The organism is Mesorhizobium sp. P2_F7 (genome assembly GCF_056403695.1).
In genome coordinates this window covers 660,518-676,554 of the sequence record NZ_JBFUFA010000004.1, presented here as the reverse complement: position 1 = coordinate 676,554, position 16,037 = coordinate 660,518, and the positions used below count along the sequence as shown (strand labels likewise).

Sequence of the window (16,037 nt, the reverse complement as noted above, 5' to 3'; positions counted from 1 at the left end):
AGTGTGCACTTGGGTCAAAAGAACGTGTCACGCCCGTTGCGGGTCAGAATTGGTCTGGAGAAAGCCGTTGGGCATCATAGCGATCGAGGATCTGCCGGCACTCCTGGAGGGCGGCAGGACGCTGGCCGGGCTCGACCTCGGCGACAAGACCATCGGCGTCGCCGTTTCCGACCGTGGCCTGTCCTTCGCCCATCCGCGCCCGGTGATCTTGCGCAAGAAATTTTCGCTGGATGCGGCAGCGCTGCTTGCCCAGTTGCAGAAGGACAATATCGGCGCATTCGTGCTCGGCCTGCCCATCAACATGGACGGGTCGGAAGGTCCCCGCGCCCAGAAATCGCGCGCCTTCGTGCGCAACATGGCAGGCATAACCGACCTGCCCTTCGTGCTGTGGGACGAGCGCCTGTCGACGGTCGCGGCGGAGCGGACGTTGATCGAAATGGATTTCTCGCGCGCCAAGCGCGCCGGCAAGATCGATTCGGCGGCCGCCGCCTTTATTCTGCAGGGAGCTTTAGATCGACTCCAGTCGCTTGGCTCATCCGATCGGAGGGGACCGGATTCCCCACCTTCCGCCTGATCCAGGCGGCGATGATGCGTCGGCGACGGAACGCCCACAGCGCCATCAGCAGGAAGCCGTCAAAGACGCAGGCTCTTGCCACCATGCCCGGAATGATCGCCGGATCGATGCCAAGCATCTGGCCGTAGAGCTGGAACACGACGTCATGCAGCTGCCGGCTGAGCATGACGTAGCCGAAATTGATGTCGTTGAGCGACAGGAAGAACCAGCCCCAGAAGAGAGCGAGTGGGGCGGCCCACAATGCGAACAGCGTACGCATCAGTGACCGTCCCTGCGGCTGGAGCCGTCTCTGTGACCGCTGTGACCAATGTCGGGCCGGCCGGAAATGCGTGACAGCAAGGACCCATGCGCGGCGCCCTTGGCCATGGCATGCGCGGTGGCGCGGCTCTCGGCCTCCCGCGAAACCGCGACGGCGAAAACCGACCTCTGCTCGGCATGCATGGCAACGTAGGAGGCCAGAAGTGCCGCCAACTGCACGGCGACAACCAAAAACAGGCCGTTGATGCCTTGCGCCGCTCCGCCGATCAGGATCAGCGACATCACTGCGGATGCGGAAATAAAGGCGGTCCGCGCCACGCTGTCGGCTCCCTCCGGGTTCGCTGCGGCATTAACCAAACTCTCGACGAAGACCCAGCAAAACAGCACGGCGACGACCAGCAAGGCGACGGCGAGCGGCGCCACGACGGCAGCGTTGTCGAGATCGGCCAGACGGGTGTTTTCCACGGCCACTCCAAGCGCGCCCAAAGCGCCCGCAACGCCGCGGTTTCCATCGACGCAGATGAACGCCAGCAGGGCGAAAACCGCTGCCCAGTGCAAGGCCAGAAAAGAGGTCAAAATGGGCCGCATGGCATTCCTGCTTTGGTGACAAAGACAGTGGGCTTTGCGGCCCGCCGCTGCAACGGAAACCATTTGTTAAGGTTAACGTCCATCCACAGGCGGCAGTAAACTCTTGGGCGAAAAGCTGTCCAGCTGGCCTCAGTTCACCGGCGGATAAAGCGTGTCGATGATCATGCGCGCATCGTGGCGCGAATCGAGCATGCCATAGGTGTTGCGCCACTGGCCGGCGAGCCGCGTCTCGACGAAGGCATCGGCAATCCGCCCGGCCCCCAGCCGGCGCAATTCGGCGGCTGCCGCCGACAGCGCCAGTTGCTCGGTGAGCAGGCGCGCCGACCCCTCATCGGTGCCGGCGACCTGCATGGCCGCTTTCAGCACGCCGATGGTGCCGCGACCGCCGGCGCCGAGATCGCGGTCGATGCCGGCCAGCACCTCCTCGAACAGGCCCGGCGCGCGGCCAAGCACGCGCAGCACGTCGAGCGCCATGACGTTGCCCGAGCCTTCCCAGATCGCATTCACCGGGGCTTCGCGATAGTAGCGGGCGAGCGGCGCTTCCTCGACGTAGCCATTGCCGCCAAGGCACTCCATCGCCTCATAGAGCAGCGGCGGCGCGATCTTGCAGACCCAGTATTTGACCACCGGGGTCATGGCGCGGGCAAAGGCGGCCTCACCGCGGTCGCTGGCCGCCTCGTCGAAGGAACGCGCCAGCCGGAACGAGAGTGCCGTGGCGGCGGCGACATCGAGCGCCATGTCGGCCAGCACGCGCTGCATCAGCGGCTGTTCGATCAGCGTCGAACCGAACACCTGGCGGTGGCGGGTGTGATGGACGGCCTCGGCAAGACCGGCGCGCATGATCGCCGACGAAGCGACGGCACAGTCGAGCCGGGTCAGCGTGACCATGTCCATGATCGTCTTCACGCCGGCGCCGGGCTCGCCGACCATCTCGCCGATGGCACTGATGAACTCCACTTCCGAGGATGCGTTGGAGCGGTTGCCGAGCTTGTCCTTCAGCCGCTGGAAACGGAAGCCGTTGCCGGATCCATCGCCGAGGATGCGCGGAACAAGAAAGCAGGAAAGCCCTTCCGGCGCCTGTCCGAGCACCAGAAAAGCGTCCGACATCGGCGCCGACATGAACCATTTGTGGCCGGTGAGGCGATAAAAACCGCTGCCGGCGCGCTCGGCCCTAGTGGTGTTGGCGCGCACGTCAGTGCCGCCCTGCTTTTCGGTCATGCCCATGCCGAGTGTCAGCCCGGTCTTTTCGACAGGTGGCTTCTGGCTCTGGTCATATTTGCGCGTCGTCACGCGCGGCGCCCATTCGCGAAACAGCTTTGGGCTGGCCATCAGGGCGGCCAGCGACGCACTGGTCATGGTGATGGGGCAAAGGTGCCCGGTTTCAAGTTCGGCGGTCAGATAGAAACGCGCGGCGCGCACCTGATGACGACGACCGATCTCGCTGTCGCCGTTTTCCCAGATCGAGGAATGCAGGCCGCCGGCGACCGAGCGGCGCATCAGCGCATGATAGGCCGGATGGAATTCAACCTGATCAATGCGCCGGCCTTGGCGGTCGTGCGTCCTGAGCTTCGGCGTCTCGACATTGGCCAGACGCGCCAGCTCCTGCGCTTCCTGCGTCAGGACGAATCGACCAAGCCCGTCGAGATCCTTGCGCACCGGATCGGAAAAGCGCTCGGCGAGCTGGATCAGCAACGGATCGCCCCGCCAGGCGTTGCCGCCCGTCAGCGGCGGCGGCTGGTTGGTCACGTCGTCGGTCACGCACTGTCCCTATGTTACGAAGGCTTCGAATCCGAGGCCATCGGCTAGATATAGCCCAAGGTTGCCGGCGCGCGCGACGAAAATACCGGGGAGAAAGGCCGCAATCCCAAGCTGGCGCTTGCGGCAAGGAATTCTCCCCCCTATAGCAGCGCCTTGAGATGACCGACGCTTCGTCCCTGCCGCTTTATCCTCATCGCCATCTTCTGGGCATCCGCGATCTTTCCCCCGCCGATATCGAGCTTTTGCTCGACCGGGCCGATCGCGCCGTCGCGATTTCGCGACAGTCCGAGAAAAAGACCTCGACGTTGCGCGGTCGCACCCAGATCAACCTCTTCTACGAGGCATCGACGCGCACGCAATCGTCGTTCGAGCTGGCCGGAAAGCGGCTCGGCGCCGACGTCATGAACATGTCGGTCGCAAGCTCTTCGGTGAAGAAGGGCGAAACGCTGATCGATACGGCCATGACGCTCAACGCCATGCGCCCCGATATCCTCATTATCCGCCACCAGTCGGCGGGTGCTGCCGCCCTTTTGGCGCAAAAGGTCGGCTGCTCGGTGGTCAATGCCGGCGACGGTGCGCATGAGCACCCGACGCAGGCGCTGCTCGACGCGCTGACCATCCGCCGCGCCAAAGGGCCGCTGTCGAAGCTGATCGTGGCGATCTGCGGCGACATCCTGCATTCGCGCGTCGCGCGCTCCAACATCATGCTGTTGAACGCGCTCGGCGCGCAGGTGCGGGTCGTGGCGCCGTCCACACTCTTGCCGTCCGGCATCGAGAAAATGGGCGTCATTGTCACACGTTCGATGGCTGAGGGCCTCAAGGGCGCCGACGTGGTGATGATGCTGCGCCTGCAGCGTGAGCGCATGGAAGGCGCCTTCGTGCCTTCTATCCGCGAATATTTCCGCTATTTCGGTCTCGACGCCGAGAAGCTGAAGGCAGCCAAGGATGGCGCGCTGGTCATGCATCCCGGACCGATGAACCGCGGCGTCGAGATTGCTTCCGAAATCGCCGATGGCCCGCAGAGCGTCATCCAGGAACAGGTCGAAATGGGTGTCGCCGTGCGCATGGCGGTGATGGAAGCGCTGCTCGACCCGCGCCGCAACGAGGGTCGCGGCGCATGAGCACGACGGTCTTTGAACGCGCCCGCATCGTCGACCCATCGCGAGGCATCGACGAGATCGGCACGGTTATCGTCGAGGGCAAGAAGATCGTTGCCGCCGGCAAGGCCGCCCTGAATCAGGGCGCGCCGGCGGGCGCCGCCATTGTCGACTGCGCCGGCAAGGCGATCATTCCCGGCCTGATCGACGCGCGCGTCTTCATCGGCGAGCCCGGCGGCGAACACCGCGAGACCATTGCTTCGGCAAGTGTCGCGGCGGCGGCCGGCGGCGTCACTTCCGTCATCATGATGCCCGACACCGACCCGGTGATCGACAATGTCGCGCTGGTCGAATTCGTGCTGCGCACCGCGCGGGACACCGCAATCGTCAACATCTTTCCGGCCGCCGCGATCACCAAGGGCCTTGCCGGTCGCGAGATGACCGAGTTCGGCCTGCTGCGCGAAGCCGGCGCGGTTGCCTTTACCGATGGCCGCCACACAATATCCAGCGCGCTGGTGATGCGCCGGGCGCTGACTTATGCCCGCGATTTCGGCGGCGTCATTGCGCATGAGACGCAGGATGGCGACCTCGCCTCGGCCGGCGTCATGAATGAAGGCCTCTATGCCAGCTGGCTCGGCCTTGCCGGCATTCCACGCGAGGCCGAATCCATCCCGCTGGAGCGCGACCTGGCGCTGGCGCGCCTGACGCGCGGCGCCTATCATGCGGCCAAGATCTCGACAGAAATGGCGGCACAAGCGGTGACGCGGGCGAAAGCCGACCAGGCCAATGTCACGGCGGGTGTGGCGATCCACAATCTGTCGCTCAACGAGAACGATGTCGGGGAATACCGCACCTTCTTCCGGCTGACGCCGCCTTTGCGCGCCGAGGAGGACCGGCTGGCGATGATCGAGGCGGTCAAGGACGGCACGATCGACATCATCGTCTCCTCGCACGACCCGCAGGATGTCGACACCAAGCGCTTGCCCTTCGCTGACGCCGCTGCCGGCGCGATCGGGCTGGAGACGCTGCTCGGCGCAGCGCTGCGCCTTTACCACAATGGCGATGTGCCGCTGCCCAGGCTGATCGAGACGCTGTCCACCGCGCCGGCCAAACTGTTCGGACTGCCCGGCGGCTCGTTGAAGCCGGGCGCGCCTGCCGATCTCGCCGTCGTCGACCTCGAAGAGCCCTGGATCGTCAGCGAAAGCGGCATCCGATCGCGTTCGAAAAACACCTGTTTCGAAGGTGCACGCCTGCAAGGCATGGTCTTGCAAACGCTGGTGGCGGGCCGCACAGTGTTTTCGGCATAAGCTGATCGCGGCACATCGAACGCAGATCTGCGTCAGGGGAAATGCGGGGGGAAACAATGAGTTACAACGTCATCCTGGCATTGCTGTTCGGCTATCTCCTCGGCTCGATTCCCTTCGGCCTGCTGATTACGCGCGCCGCCGGCCTTGGCGATGTGCGCAAGATCGGCTCCGGCAATATCGGCGCCACCAATGTGCTGCGCACCGGCAACAAGGGCCTGGCCGCCGCGACGCTGGTGCTCGACGCGCTGAAGGGTACGGCGGCGGTGATGATCGCGCGCCATTTTGGACACGACTACGGACTGTGGGCCGGCCTCGGACTCTGGGCAGGCCTTGGCGCCTTCCTTGGCCATCTGTTTCCGGTCTGGCTTGGTTTCAAGGGCGGCAAGGGCGTGGCGACCTATCTCGGCGTGCTGATCGCACTTGGCTGGCATGTGGCGCTGATCTTCATCGTCGTGTGGCTGGCGATGGCCTTCCTGTTTCGCTACTCCTCGCTGGCAGCACTGACGGCAGCGGTCATCGTGCCGATAGCGCTTCATTTCTGGAGCACACCCGAGACTGCCGGACTGTTCCTGGTGATGAGCCTGATCATCATCTTCAAACACCGCGCCAACATTTCGCGCCTTCTTGCCGGCACTGAAGGCAAGATCGGAGCCAAGGGGTGAGCAAGCCTGCCGCCGGGCCGCGCCTCAGCGACCGGCAGCGGCTGAGCTGGCTGCGGCTGATCCGCACGCAAAATGTCGGCCCGGCCTCGTTTCGAGAACTGATCAACCGCTTCGGTTCGGCCGAGGCAGCGCTTGAGATGCTCCCCGAACTGATGCTTTCGGGTGGCGCCAAAAGGATCGTGCGCATTCCCTCGGTCGAGGAGGCCGAAGCGGAACTGGAAGCGGCCGGCAAGAACGGCGCCCGCTTCGTCGGCATCGGCGAGGCCGACTACCCGCCGATGCTGAAAAACATGGACAACCCGCCGCCGCTGATTGCCATGAGGGGCGAAGCGGCGGTGTTCCGCCTGCCGGCGGTCGCCATTGTCGGTGCCCGCAACGCATCGCTGGCCGGCATCAAGATGGCACGCATGCTGGCGGCGGATCTTGGCCGCGACGGCTACGCCATCATCTCCGGTCTGGCGCGCGGCATCGACACGGCGGCACACCAGGGCAGTCTCTTGACAGGCACGGTTGGGGTGCTGGCCGGCGGGCTCGATGTCCCCTACCCGCCTGAAAATATCGGCCTGTGCGACGACATCGCCGAGCGCGGCGGCGCCGTTATTTCGGAAATGCCGTTCGGCTGGCAGCCGCGGGCGCAGGATTTTCCGCGCCGCAACCGGCTCGTCGCGGGCGCGGCGCTCGGACTGGTGGTGATCGAAGCGGCGCAACGCTCCGGCTCGCTGATCAGCGCGCGCCTGGCCGGCGAAATGGGCCGGCTGGTGTTTGCCGTGCCGGGTTCACCGCTCGATCCGCGTTGCGCCGGCTCCAACGGCCTGCTCAAGGACGGCGCCACCCTGGTCACCGAGGCATCCGATGTTTCCGGAGCGATCGCGCCCTTGGCCGGGACGCGAACGCCAAGGGCCATTGCGGCGCAAAAGACGCCCGACTTTTCGGCAACGCCGCCGCCCGGCGAAGACGAACGCAGCGGCGTGCTCGAAGTGCTGGGGCCAACGCCGGTGGCGGTGGACGAGATCATCCGCCACACCGGCCTCAACGCCGCGCAAGTGTCCATGGTGCTCTTGGAACTCGACCTCGCGGGCCGTATCGAGCGCCATGCCGGCGGCAATGTCTCACTGATTTCGTGAAGCCTGAGATTTTAGAGCGTTTCACCGTTTCACGGAAACGGCGAACCGCTCTATCTCTTTGTTTTTACGCAATTCCCAAGGGAAAGCGCTACGCGCTTTTCCCGGGAAAACCGTACACACTTTTCTTGGAATTGCTCTAGTCTGCGGCCGCAAATATCGCGGCACTTTCAGATATGAGGCGCAGCGCGGCGGGCTGCACATTATCCCTGTAGGTAATGCATTTGCGATAGCGGCCATCGGCAACGCGCTGTTTGCCGATGCGCTCCCATTCCGGTGTCCAGGAGGAATTCCAGTCAAAATCCTGGGAAATCAGACTTTCGCGGTCGAAGCAGTGCGGATCCCGCTCGAGTATCCGGCGCGCTTCATCGGCGAGCGGGCTGTAGTTTTCAACAGCCGCCATCTTCCTCGTCCGCGCAGCAGGCGGGAGCTGAATTTCCAATTCGACACGTCCCGCAACGTTTGGAACCGCAGCGGAGCAAAGCTGCTTGCCGACTTTTGCCGTCTTTCCCAGTCCTCGGCTGAGGGCCTGCCCAAAGGCATAGGCCAAGTCATGTATGGGATTATAGCCGTCGACCGCGTCCGATACGATCTGGACATTCCCAGCAGTCGCCAGATCGGCGCGCATTCTCGAGAACACACCGGCCAGGAAATCGTGGTCACCGGCCAGCAGCGCCTCGTACCAGGCGCCATCGGGAATATCTCCAAACACCGCGCCGCATGTCGCGCCCGTCGCATCGACCACATCGCGTGAATAGCCGGTTCGCGACGTTTCCTTGCCGCCCGATCCGTCGGTCAGAAGATAGACCCTTGGTTTGGCGATCTCGAGCCAATGATGGATTCTGAGTTCGTGCCCGGGATGGGCGAGAATCAGCACGTTTTCCAGTTTTTCTTCTGGTTTTTCAGGCAACAATGGCTCCAATCCCGGTTTTTGTTCAATCGAGCCGGATGGGCTGGGAACGATCCCGGCCTAAACGTTGGTTGCGGCGACGCCGACGAAGCTTGTTTGGCCACCGGCTTCAAACTAAGACGCTGCTAGAAACTCGTGCGTCTTCATTTCTCACTGCAGACATAGTGCGCAAGCAAGGAATCGCCCATTGCGAATTCTTATTACCAATCTCTTCCTGTCGCACAACAGCGGATCGGAGGCGGTCGTCGAACTGCTTGCCGACGGACTTCGCGGCGCCGGCCATCAGACCATGCTGCTGGCTCCCACTCTGGGCGACATGGCTGATAGAATGCGCCGGCGCGGGCATCATGTCGTCGACCGGATTGCCGAGATCGTCGAAAAGCCCGATGTCATTCACGCCCAGCATCTGACGCCCTGCCTGACTGCGCTCGCCAGGTTTCCCGACGTGCCGGCGGTATTTTCCTGCCACGAAGCGCCGATGCTGCATCCCCAGATACGCCATTGGATTGCGGTCGACGAAGCGTGCCGAGCCAAATGCCTGTCGAGGGGCATACCGGCCGATCAAATGAGCCTCGTCTACAACGCGGTCGATCTCAATCGCTTCAAGCAGCGCCCACCGCTCCCCGCCAGGCCCGCGCGAGGCCTGCTGCTCACCAAGAATTTCGAGCATCAGGCGGCGGTTCGTGAAGCCTGTGGCCGGAGCGGCATCCAGTTGGACGAGCTAGGCCCAGCCACCGGCCGGTTTTCGTATCAACTGGAGCAAGACCTGCTCGATTACGATATCGTCTTCGCAACCGCCCGAATGGCGATCGAGGCGGCTGCGGTCGGCTGTGCTGTCGTCGTTTGCGACGCGCGCGGCTTTGCGGGATTGCTCAGCAGCGCAAACATGGAGGCTTGGCGTCGCTTCAACCTGGGCGTGGGGCTTTTGACCAGGCCGACCACGGTCGAAAATCTTCTCGACGCGATAACCGGTTTCGATGCGAACGATGCCGCGGTCGTGTCCACCTATTTTCGCAAGGTGGCGGATGACGCGTATTTCGTCGAGGAACACCTGCGCATCTATGATCAGGCGATGCGATCGGACAAAGGGCTGGATCCCGATGAGTGCGCCCTGGCGACCGCAGCCTGGATCGAGGAGATCGGCGTCTCGCTCCCGCGCCGAAGATGGTTCCACATCGTGAAGGAATTGCACGGCTGGCCGGATTCGCCCGAACCGGCAACGCTCCTCGCGCAGTTGCAGGCGAACTCAAGAACTCTGGAAAACCTTGGCCAGGAGATCCGTGCGATCGGGCCGGAAATTGCCAGAAGCCAGCAGGCTGTCCTGAACGAGTCCGCCTCGCGCGTTGGCGCGCCGGAGGGCAATCAGGTTGTTTTGAACCGTGTCGAAGAGCAGCTTTCGAACCTTTCGAATTTTGTGAACGAGATAAAGCGACTGTACAACGGCATGGTCCCTCTGTTCATCAGGAAGATTCTGCTTCGAGCGCGCAGACGAGCCTGACAGTTGAGTCGCGCGCATTCTCGGTCAAATGGCGCATGCGAAACAAGCTTCGGGGTAGTCGGACAGTCAAAAACCTGGGCCCGTCGGTTGCCGATCAACGGCGCGCTTGTCAGATCCATTCCAGATTGATGTTGCGGATGTTTCCCTCGGCGATGCGTTGACGAATGCGATCCAGCCGATGCGCTATGTCTGGCGACACCCGGTCATGCGTCTCGACCAGGAGTGCGCCGATGGAGTTCTGCAGCCCGGCGTCGAGGATGGCATCCAGGCATTCGGCTTCACTGCCTTCGATATCCATTTTCACTATGGATGGCATGGTCGGTTGGCTTTTCAGGAAATCCACGAGATCGACCACCTCGACGCCGATTTGCGTTCCGCCGAGATGATATGACGTTGCGAACATCGAGGACGCCTGAGTATTCCCTTTGTCGGCACGGGGATGACGGTGGAATGTCGCTAACCTTGCCCCGGCGCCGACGGCTTTCGGAACGATTTCGACATCAGGGTGACTTCCGAACCGGGCTGTGAGCGCAGCCAGCGCATGCGGATCCGGTTCGAACGCCACCACTTTGAAGCCAAGCTTGAGGGCGGCACAGGTGATCTGGCCGACATTGGCGCCAAGGTCAAGGAAAGTGCCGCCCCTGGGTACCCGCGACGCGACATCGTAGAGCATCCGTTCCGCGATGCGACGAGGGTCACGCCGGCGTCGCCAACGCCGGTACAGATGCCAGCGCACGGTATTTTCCAGGCGGCTCTCGGAAAAGAACTCCGCCATTCCAGGACTCTCCGTTGCACTGACGATCACGCTCGCAATGGCATATTCGACAGTTGATGAAAACCGCGCTCGACAGCCTGCGTATCAGCTAGCGGAACAGATACTTCGATACCTCGGGATTGCCGCGCCGCCACATGACATTGTCCAGAAAATAATGGTGCACGTTGATGAAGATCAGCACGATGAAGAAGAACAGCGATGATCCGAGCACTTGCTTGTCATAGGGGATCAAAGCCGTCAGTGCGGATGGGATCAACCAGAAACCGAGATAGCCAAGGGCGGTGCCGCCGACGATGAAGCCGAGGAGCCGAAACCTGTAGAGAGGGCCGAGAAAGGACAGGATCTTCGGCTGCGGATCGCTTTCGGCATCGGAGCTGTCACGCTCGACATTGGTCTGATAGCGCCAGACCACAGCGAGGTACTGCAGCGAGTGGAGCGCGGGCACGATCAGCAGCCAGAGCGGGTTTATCCTGGCAATCAGGATCCACAGATAGAGCGATGCCACGTAAGCCACGAGGCCGTTATAGGGCAGACCGCCGCCGTTCTTTCGCCAGCGATTGACCAGCATCAAAAGCGTGGCCACCGTCGACGCAACGGCCGCCAGCAGGGAAATGCCGGTGATCCAGGACGGAGCAGCGAATGTGTAATAGTCCAGGCCGTAATATTTGCCCTGGGTGACCGCCGTGTTGGTCTGCAGCCACGCCAGGATCCACACGGCGTAGGAGTTGAACAGCAACACCTTCTTGTCGCGATCGTCGAAGAATTTGCGCTTCAGCACCGCATCCACCATCAGCATGCCGTAGCCCTGCTTGACGTAGTGCCAGCCGACAAAAAAGAACATGGCGTTGGTTGCATAGCCAAGCAGGCGCGTGTTCGCCGCCGCCGCGCCATAGGCAAAGAACCCGGTCATGACCAGCGGCACGACAATGCCCGCGAAGATGTAGCGGAACTGCAGGCTGCGGTCGTAGCCGTTGCCGGACACCTTGCGTCCGAAATTGCGGTAGAAAAGCTGGTAGGAGTGCGCGAAGTGGGGATAGTTCACGAGATAGGCCACGAAGACCATCGTTGCGGCCACCGGCCCCTCATACGCGAGCGGCACCAGAAACAGCACCGGCAGGATGAGAAACGCGCTGCCACCCAGCATCAAGAAGTCGGCGACGGGGCCGAAGAGGTACTTTTGAGGTGTCGCCGCCTTAGGGGCTACAGCATCCGCCGAAAGCTGAAGTGTCATGTCGAACCCTCCCCTGGGAAGGCCCGAGTTTAGCCAGCGGCGGGTGTGGCGACAAGGTTGGAAGCTGCGCTCTGAGTCGATCGGGGCACCACGTTCGTCGTGTCATTTTGCGAGTGCTGCTGATGAGCGCGACGGGATCAGGACCTCAACGCAAAAACGAATGCAAGCACCACGACTTCGACGCGGCGAGCGGCAAAGCCCCACTCGCAAGCCATTGGCCGATGCCGAGACCGGGAGCTGAAGCAAGGTTCAAGCGGCAGACGAGAGGACGCGGCCGACAAGTTTAGGCGGGTTGAAGGTTTCCGACCGAATGCTCGCGCATCCGCAATACGAGCAGGCGCGTAGCTGCGAACGGCGCCATAGCGATAAACGCCATCGTGACACTGACGAAGACCGACAGGAGACAGATCCCGCCGGGAACGGAGCAAACAGTTTCCATGACGTACCCTTTCCACCCTTAAGCTGGTGGCCTCCTCCGCGCGCGTCTGTAAGCATGCCCCCGCCTCAAGAGAAATACAAGCTTGCGCTAAAATACGTGAGATGGAAGGGACTCCATTGCCCGAGCATTGCCAGCTGGCTCGTGAGGCACGGCAGCGCGCTCTTGCGGGCCACAAGAAACTAAATCAAAGCTCAATCGTTCAAATAGGGTATGGCGCCAATCGGGAGTGCGCATGAACCCTCGTGACAACGCTGTTTCTCCGTTTGAGGAGGAACAAGACCAAACGCTGCTCGCAAAGAATGCTCGCCTCAGAGAGCTTCGATCTCATGCGTCCTGGTTGGCTTTCGACCCCCATGCTCCGTTTCATGATGAGATAGACCTCTCAGCCATTTTTGAGGAAAACGCGTTGCGCAAACGCTTTTAGAGCGGGACAAGTCCCAGGGACTTCAGTCGTAATTGAGTAAATTCTAATATGCCTATAGCTTAGGCAGTGCGGGGGACCCCCGAATTCCAAACCCGCAATTGGCCGGTGCGCCTGCTTGCCCAAGCAACCCCCGCACCGGCCATCCCTGTTTTCTAGGGACCCTATGGCTGGCGGTATCGCATTGAGGCGATGGAACGGAAGGTGCTGCAACTCAGCGTTGCGAGCCGTTGGCTTCCCATGCACCCGATGTCGAGTGCTGGTGGTCGAAGCCAGTTCGACCGTCAATTGGCCGAGACGCTGACAGCACTCGACGCACATAACCGGCAGGTCCGGTCGCGGCGGCGGCCTGTTGGATGCTGCGTGCAACCTGATGCGTATAGGGGCCATCGTTTGCCACAAGGTCCAGTGCGAAGAACGCGGCAACCGCGACGAGGATCAACACAAATGGTCGCATCGGAACCCCTCCCTCAAGAGGGAATTAGGCCGGCTGAAGATTCCAAACAGCGTGTTTGCGCATCCTCAACACCAGCAAGCGCGTGGCTGCGAATGGTGCCAACACGATACACGCCATCGTGACGTTGGCGAAGAGCGACAAACGCGCCCAACAGCGATCATTGCCGCTCGACGCAAGCCCGTTAGGTTGACGCTCCAGGGAGCATAGCAAACGAGAGGGCTGTAGCGCCTAAGCCGTACACAAGACACGCAGCGATCAAAGTCACCCTGTAAAGATTGGGAGCTGTTCGCAGTGTGACCATGCCCCAAATAGCGAGGGGTCCGGCGACAAGATAGATCAGCATTCCGAAGCGCGTTTCCACGATAGCAACGCTGTTGGTCAATACAGTGACGACAACCACCATCAGCGTGAAGATTGCTGCGCAATCCACCCGGCGCTCTCTAGTGGCTGCCACCGTCCATCCGACAGCAGCGGTCCCGGCGGCGAAAATCGTGACGTGACCCACGAAATTTATCGGCGCACCGAGCCAAGCGTTCCGGTTGTGAATATAGGTGAAAAAGTAGTCGTGATTGACCGACTGGAAGAGATGAGCCAGCGCCGTTGCTGCGCCGCGGAGAGGCTGGTGCACATATATCCATATCCCATACTGCGCGATGTCCTGGTCCCTAAACATCGGGTTGGGATAGAAGACTTTAACGGCTGATCTATCGGGCAAAACCACCGTCGCATATTTGAGGTTTTTCAGACCGAGAAGCGTCTGGTACTGGCTCATACTGGTGGATGGTCCCAGTCCCCTGGTCGGTAAGAAGCCAATCGTGTCGTAGAAAAAGTAGTTGATGGCCATTTGCGGCAAAAGCGGGAGCAGCATCCCTGCGCCTGCGGCTATGCAGATCACCTTCCAATCGTTCTTGTTTCGCCACAGCAAGCAGACGACGAGAACGCCCCATGCGGCAAAGAGGCTTAGATTGGCAGGGCGAACCATCATCGCGAATCCAGCAAGCAGGGAGCCACCGAACAGGATCCTCGCAAATCTGCCAGTCGAACTGGAGCGACATAGGAGGACAGCGCTGGCGGCAAGGAACACCGCCATCGAAGCCGTCAATCCTTCCGTCAAGCGGAGCGGCACGTAGTTGAGCACAAACGGGTTGCACATCAGGCCCGAAGCGACGCACCAGGCAAATGTCCGGTTGACCGGAAGGACGGCGAAGAAGAGCGTCAGGCACGCCGCCAGATAGAGCGCCGTCTGGGCAATCGCCACGCGCGGACTGAAGATGCCCCAGGCCGCGTCCCAATGATAGCCGGCGAAAACGATGCTGAGAAACACCGGATAACCGTACGTGCGCAGGCCGTTAGACGGCATGCGGACCGCAAGGCCGTGACGCTGAACGACTGATGCATCGAGGCCGTACCTCACTGAATCGCAACCTGCGCAAGGTGGATAGTTCACCCCGTGAAGAAAGAGCGCCACACAAGATGCGACGACAACAAACAACATGGCGGCCAGTCCAAGTGCACAGGTGCTGCGGTACAGCGGGATGTCGTGGGGAACCTGTGACTGAGCGGTCAAGGTTTACCGTCGCGTGTGAGAAACACAGCCAAGGGGACCGTCAGCAGCGCGAGCAGATACTGAGGTCGGAAACGTGCCGGACGCGCGCTCGCGGGTAACGTCATCCCATACCATCCAAGCGCCGGTCGGCTCAAGAATGCAGCTAAACCTGTCTGGGCCCACTTCCATCGCCCCATACCCCAACAGGTAGGAGCGTTTCATTGTTTTAGCAATCACGCAATTAATGGTCGGCGCGATATCATTGGCTCATTTGGTCAAGGCTAATTGAGGTGCAGAGGAAGCCTAACGCTCCACCTCGTTCACTGGCATTTTATTAAATGTCATTCAATCGCTATTTGCGGAGTCTCTTACTACAGCTGCAAAGCAAATCACCATCGCAGCGTCGGACACAAGGCTCGCCAGGCGCGGGAAGCGTCCTCATCTGTTCGGCCGATGTGCCAGGCAAAGGAAGGCGCCAAATTGCACATGTGATCCTCCCCGGGTCACACCGCCGATCAGCCCCTTCAGCCAGTGCCTAGTGGGCTGTTCTAAGAGCCCCACCGGCTGATTCCGGTGGGGCACCTTACCTTGAGGCGGGTTTTTTCGTTTCGAGAACTATTTTCTATCGTGTGCAGATGAGTGGCCGGCAGGTTTGGGTTGCCTTGGGCTAATGTCATGCCGGCCATGGCGCGCCTCTACTTAAGAATGAAGTACAGCGGAACGAATATCGAGAATGCCGCGACCGCGGCCAAAACAGGTGAGTGATCATGAGCCCCCGCTCGCCAGACCGAGAAAAAAAGAAAAACCCGCCGACCAAAGTCAGCGGGCCATCTTCCCTCGTACTACGCCAGGGGTTTCAGGGATTGGCCCCCGCCAACAACCCGTCGTCCCAGCGCTGCCAAATGTTATATTAGCTTGCCAAAAACTTCGCTGTAGCGAACTGGCAACAGCGATTAAAATTTTACCGATTGCGCTCTTTGCAACCGCTCAAAACGCCCGCGGGCGCCCTGGCGGGCTTTTTTGCGTCCCCTCGTTCCCCTTTTGAAAACCACGTGTCGTAACCGTTGATTCAACCATTGCTGGTATTAAGAAAGGTGTGGGGGCGGCTCCGACAGTGCGGCGGGGGTAGGGTTGCCGGAGCCGCCTGCGCAGCCGGTTGGCATTTGACCGCGCCGTTCTATTTTGGGACAGCGCGGTCAATGATTCGTTAAAATCTTCCGGAACTAATTAAGCGCATGCTAATTGAATCCGCCGGGCGTGGGTCAGTTCATGCGTTTGAAATTTGTTGCGCCGTTGATGCCGACTCTCGTGGAGAGGCCTCCAGAGGGCGAAGAACGAAATACAGCGGCACGAGGATATGCGGCGCCGATCATGCAATCAATCAATGAGCAGATC

15 protein-coding genes are annotated in these 16,037 nt (G+C 61.3%); 7 read left to right on the top strand and 8 right to left on the bottom strand.

Annotation, left to right across the window (positions count from 1 at the left end; genetic code table 11):
• Window positions 1–67 precede the first annotated feature (67 nt).
• Entirely contained in the window at window positions 68–574 is a 507-nt protein-coding gene (gene ruvX, locus AC1DZ8_RS17425) for a Holliday junction resolvase RuvX (protein WP_477304219.1), read from the top strand.
• Here ruvX and AC1DZ8_RS17420 read toward each other — a convergent pair.
• The 3 genes from AC1DZ8_RS17420 to AC1DZ8_RS17410 all read right to left on the bottom strand — a co-directional run bounded on the left by AC1DZ8_RS17420 (window position 492) and on the right by AC1DZ8_RS17410 (window position 3,178).
• Window positions 492–833 (bottom strand): DUF6105 family protein, encoded by a 342-nt coding sequence (locus AC1DZ8_RS17420; protein WP_477304217.1) that lies wholly within the window; start codon window positions 831–833, stop codon window positions 492–494. The genes ruvX and AC1DZ8_RS17420 overlap by 83 nt on opposite strands.
• Window positions 833–1,420, bottom strand: coding sequence for a hypothetical protein (locus AC1DZ8_RS17415; protein WP_477401282.1), 588 nt, complete (start codon window positions 1,418–1,420; stop codon window positions 833–835). The genes AC1DZ8_RS17420 and AC1DZ8_RS17415 overlap by 1 nt, the downstream gene beginning before the upstream one ends.
• A gap of 129 nt (window positions 1,421–1,549) precedes the next feature.
• Window positions 1,550–3,178, bottom strand: coding sequence for a DNA alkylation response protein (locus AC1DZ8_RS17410; RefSeq protein WP_477401281.1), 1,629 nt, complete (start codon window positions 3,176–3,178; stop codon window positions 1,550–1,552).
• A 158-nt stretch (window positions 3,179–3,336) separates the two neighbouring features.
• Between AC1DZ8_RS17410 and AC1DZ8_RS17405 the strand changes: the two genes are divergently transcribed.
• The 4 genes from AC1DZ8_RS17405 to dprA are packed head-to-tail and all read left to right on the top strand — an operon-like array spanning window position 3,337 to window position 7,368.
• Complete coding sequence (locus tag AC1DZ8_RS17405) at window positions 3,337–4,299, top strand: aspartate carbamoyltransferase catalytic subunit (protein WP_477304211.1); 963 nt, start codon at window positions 3,337–3,339, stop codon at window positions 4,297–4,299.
• A complete protein-coding gene (locus tag AC1DZ8_RS17400; RefSeq protein ID WP_477304209.1) occupies window positions 4,296–5,582 on the top strand; it encodes a dihydroorotase in 1,287 nt (428 codons plus the stop codon). The genes AC1DZ8_RS17405 and AC1DZ8_RS17400 overlap by 4 nt, the downstream gene beginning before the upstream one ends.
• A gap of 56 nt (window positions 5,583–5,638) precedes the next feature.
• Window positions 5,639–6,244: a glycerol-3-phosphate 1-O-acyltransferase PlsY gene (gene plsY, locus AC1DZ8_RS17395; RefSeq protein WP_477304207.1), complete on the top strand. Its 606-nt coding sequence runs from the start codon at window positions 5,639–5,641 to the stop codon at window positions 6,242–6,244.
• Window positions 6,241–7,368 (top strand): DNA-processing protein DprA, encoded by a 1,128-nt coding sequence (dprA, locus tag AC1DZ8_RS17390; protein ID WP_477304205.1) that lies wholly within the window; start codon window positions 6,241–6,243, stop codon window positions 7,366–7,368. Before plsY ends, dprA begins: the two co-directional genes overlap by 4 nt.
• Before the next feature lie 136 nt (window positions 7,369–7,504).
• Here the strand turns inward: dprA and AC1DZ8_RS17385 are convergent, their stop codons facing one another.
• Window positions 7,505–8,275, bottom strand: a complete 771-nt coding sequence (locus AC1DZ8_RS17385) for a hypothetical protein (protein WP_477304203.1) — start codon at window positions 8,273–8,275, stop codon at window positions 7,505–7,507.
• Between the two features lie 187 nt (window positions 8,276–8,462).
• Between AC1DZ8_RS17385 and AC1DZ8_RS17380 the strand changes: the two genes are divergently transcribed.
• Window positions 8,463–9,773 (top strand): glycosyltransferase family 4 protein, encoded by a 1,311-nt coding sequence (locus tag AC1DZ8_RS17380; RefSeq protein ID WP_477304201.1) that lies wholly within the window; start codon window positions 8,463–8,465, stop codon window positions 9,771–9,773.
• 109 nt (window positions 9,774–9,882) lie between these two features.
• Here the strand turns inward: AC1DZ8_RS17380 and AC1DZ8_RS17375 are convergent, their stop codons facing one another.
• Together AC1DZ8_RS17375 and AC1DZ8_RS17370 are read right to left on the bottom strand one after the other, a co-directional pair.
• A complete protein-coding gene (locus AC1DZ8_RS17375; protein WP_477304199.1) occupies window positions 9,883–10,548 on the bottom strand; it encodes an FkbM family methyltransferase in 666 nt (221 codons plus the stop codon).
• Window positions 10,549–10,636: 88 nt separating this feature from the next.
• Window positions 10,637–11,779, bottom strand: coding sequence for a hypothetical protein (locus tag AC1DZ8_RS17370; RefSeq protein ID WP_477401277.1), 1,143 nt, complete (start codon window positions 11,777–11,779; stop codon window positions 10,637–10,639).
• 671 nt (window positions 11,780–12,450) lie between these two features.
• On the opposite strand from AC1DZ8_RS17370, the gene AC1DZ8_RS17365 reads away from it, so the two are divergent.
• Window positions 12,451–12,642, top strand: a complete 192-nt coding sequence (locus AC1DZ8_RS17365; RefSeq protein WP_477304196.1) for a hypothetical protein — start codon at window positions 12,451–12,453, stop codon at window positions 12,640–12,642.
• Window positions 12,643–12,853: 211 nt separating this feature from the next.
• On the opposite strand, the gene AC1DZ8_RS17360 is transcribed toward AC1DZ8_RS17365, so the two are convergent.
• Window positions 12,854–13,096 (bottom strand): hypothetical protein, encoded by a 243-nt coding sequence (locus tag AC1DZ8_RS17360; protein ID WP_477304194.1) that lies wholly within the window; start codon window positions 13,094–13,096, stop codon window positions 12,854–12,856.
• A gap of 181 nt (window positions 13,097–13,277) precedes the next feature.
• On the bottom strand, window positions 13,278–14,663 hold the full coding sequence (locus AC1DZ8_RS17355) for a hypothetical protein (RefSeq protein WP_477304192.1): 1,386 nt from the start codon (window positions 14,661–14,663) through the stop codon (window positions 13,278–13,280).
• Window positions 14,664–16,037: the final 1,374 nt, after the last annotated feature.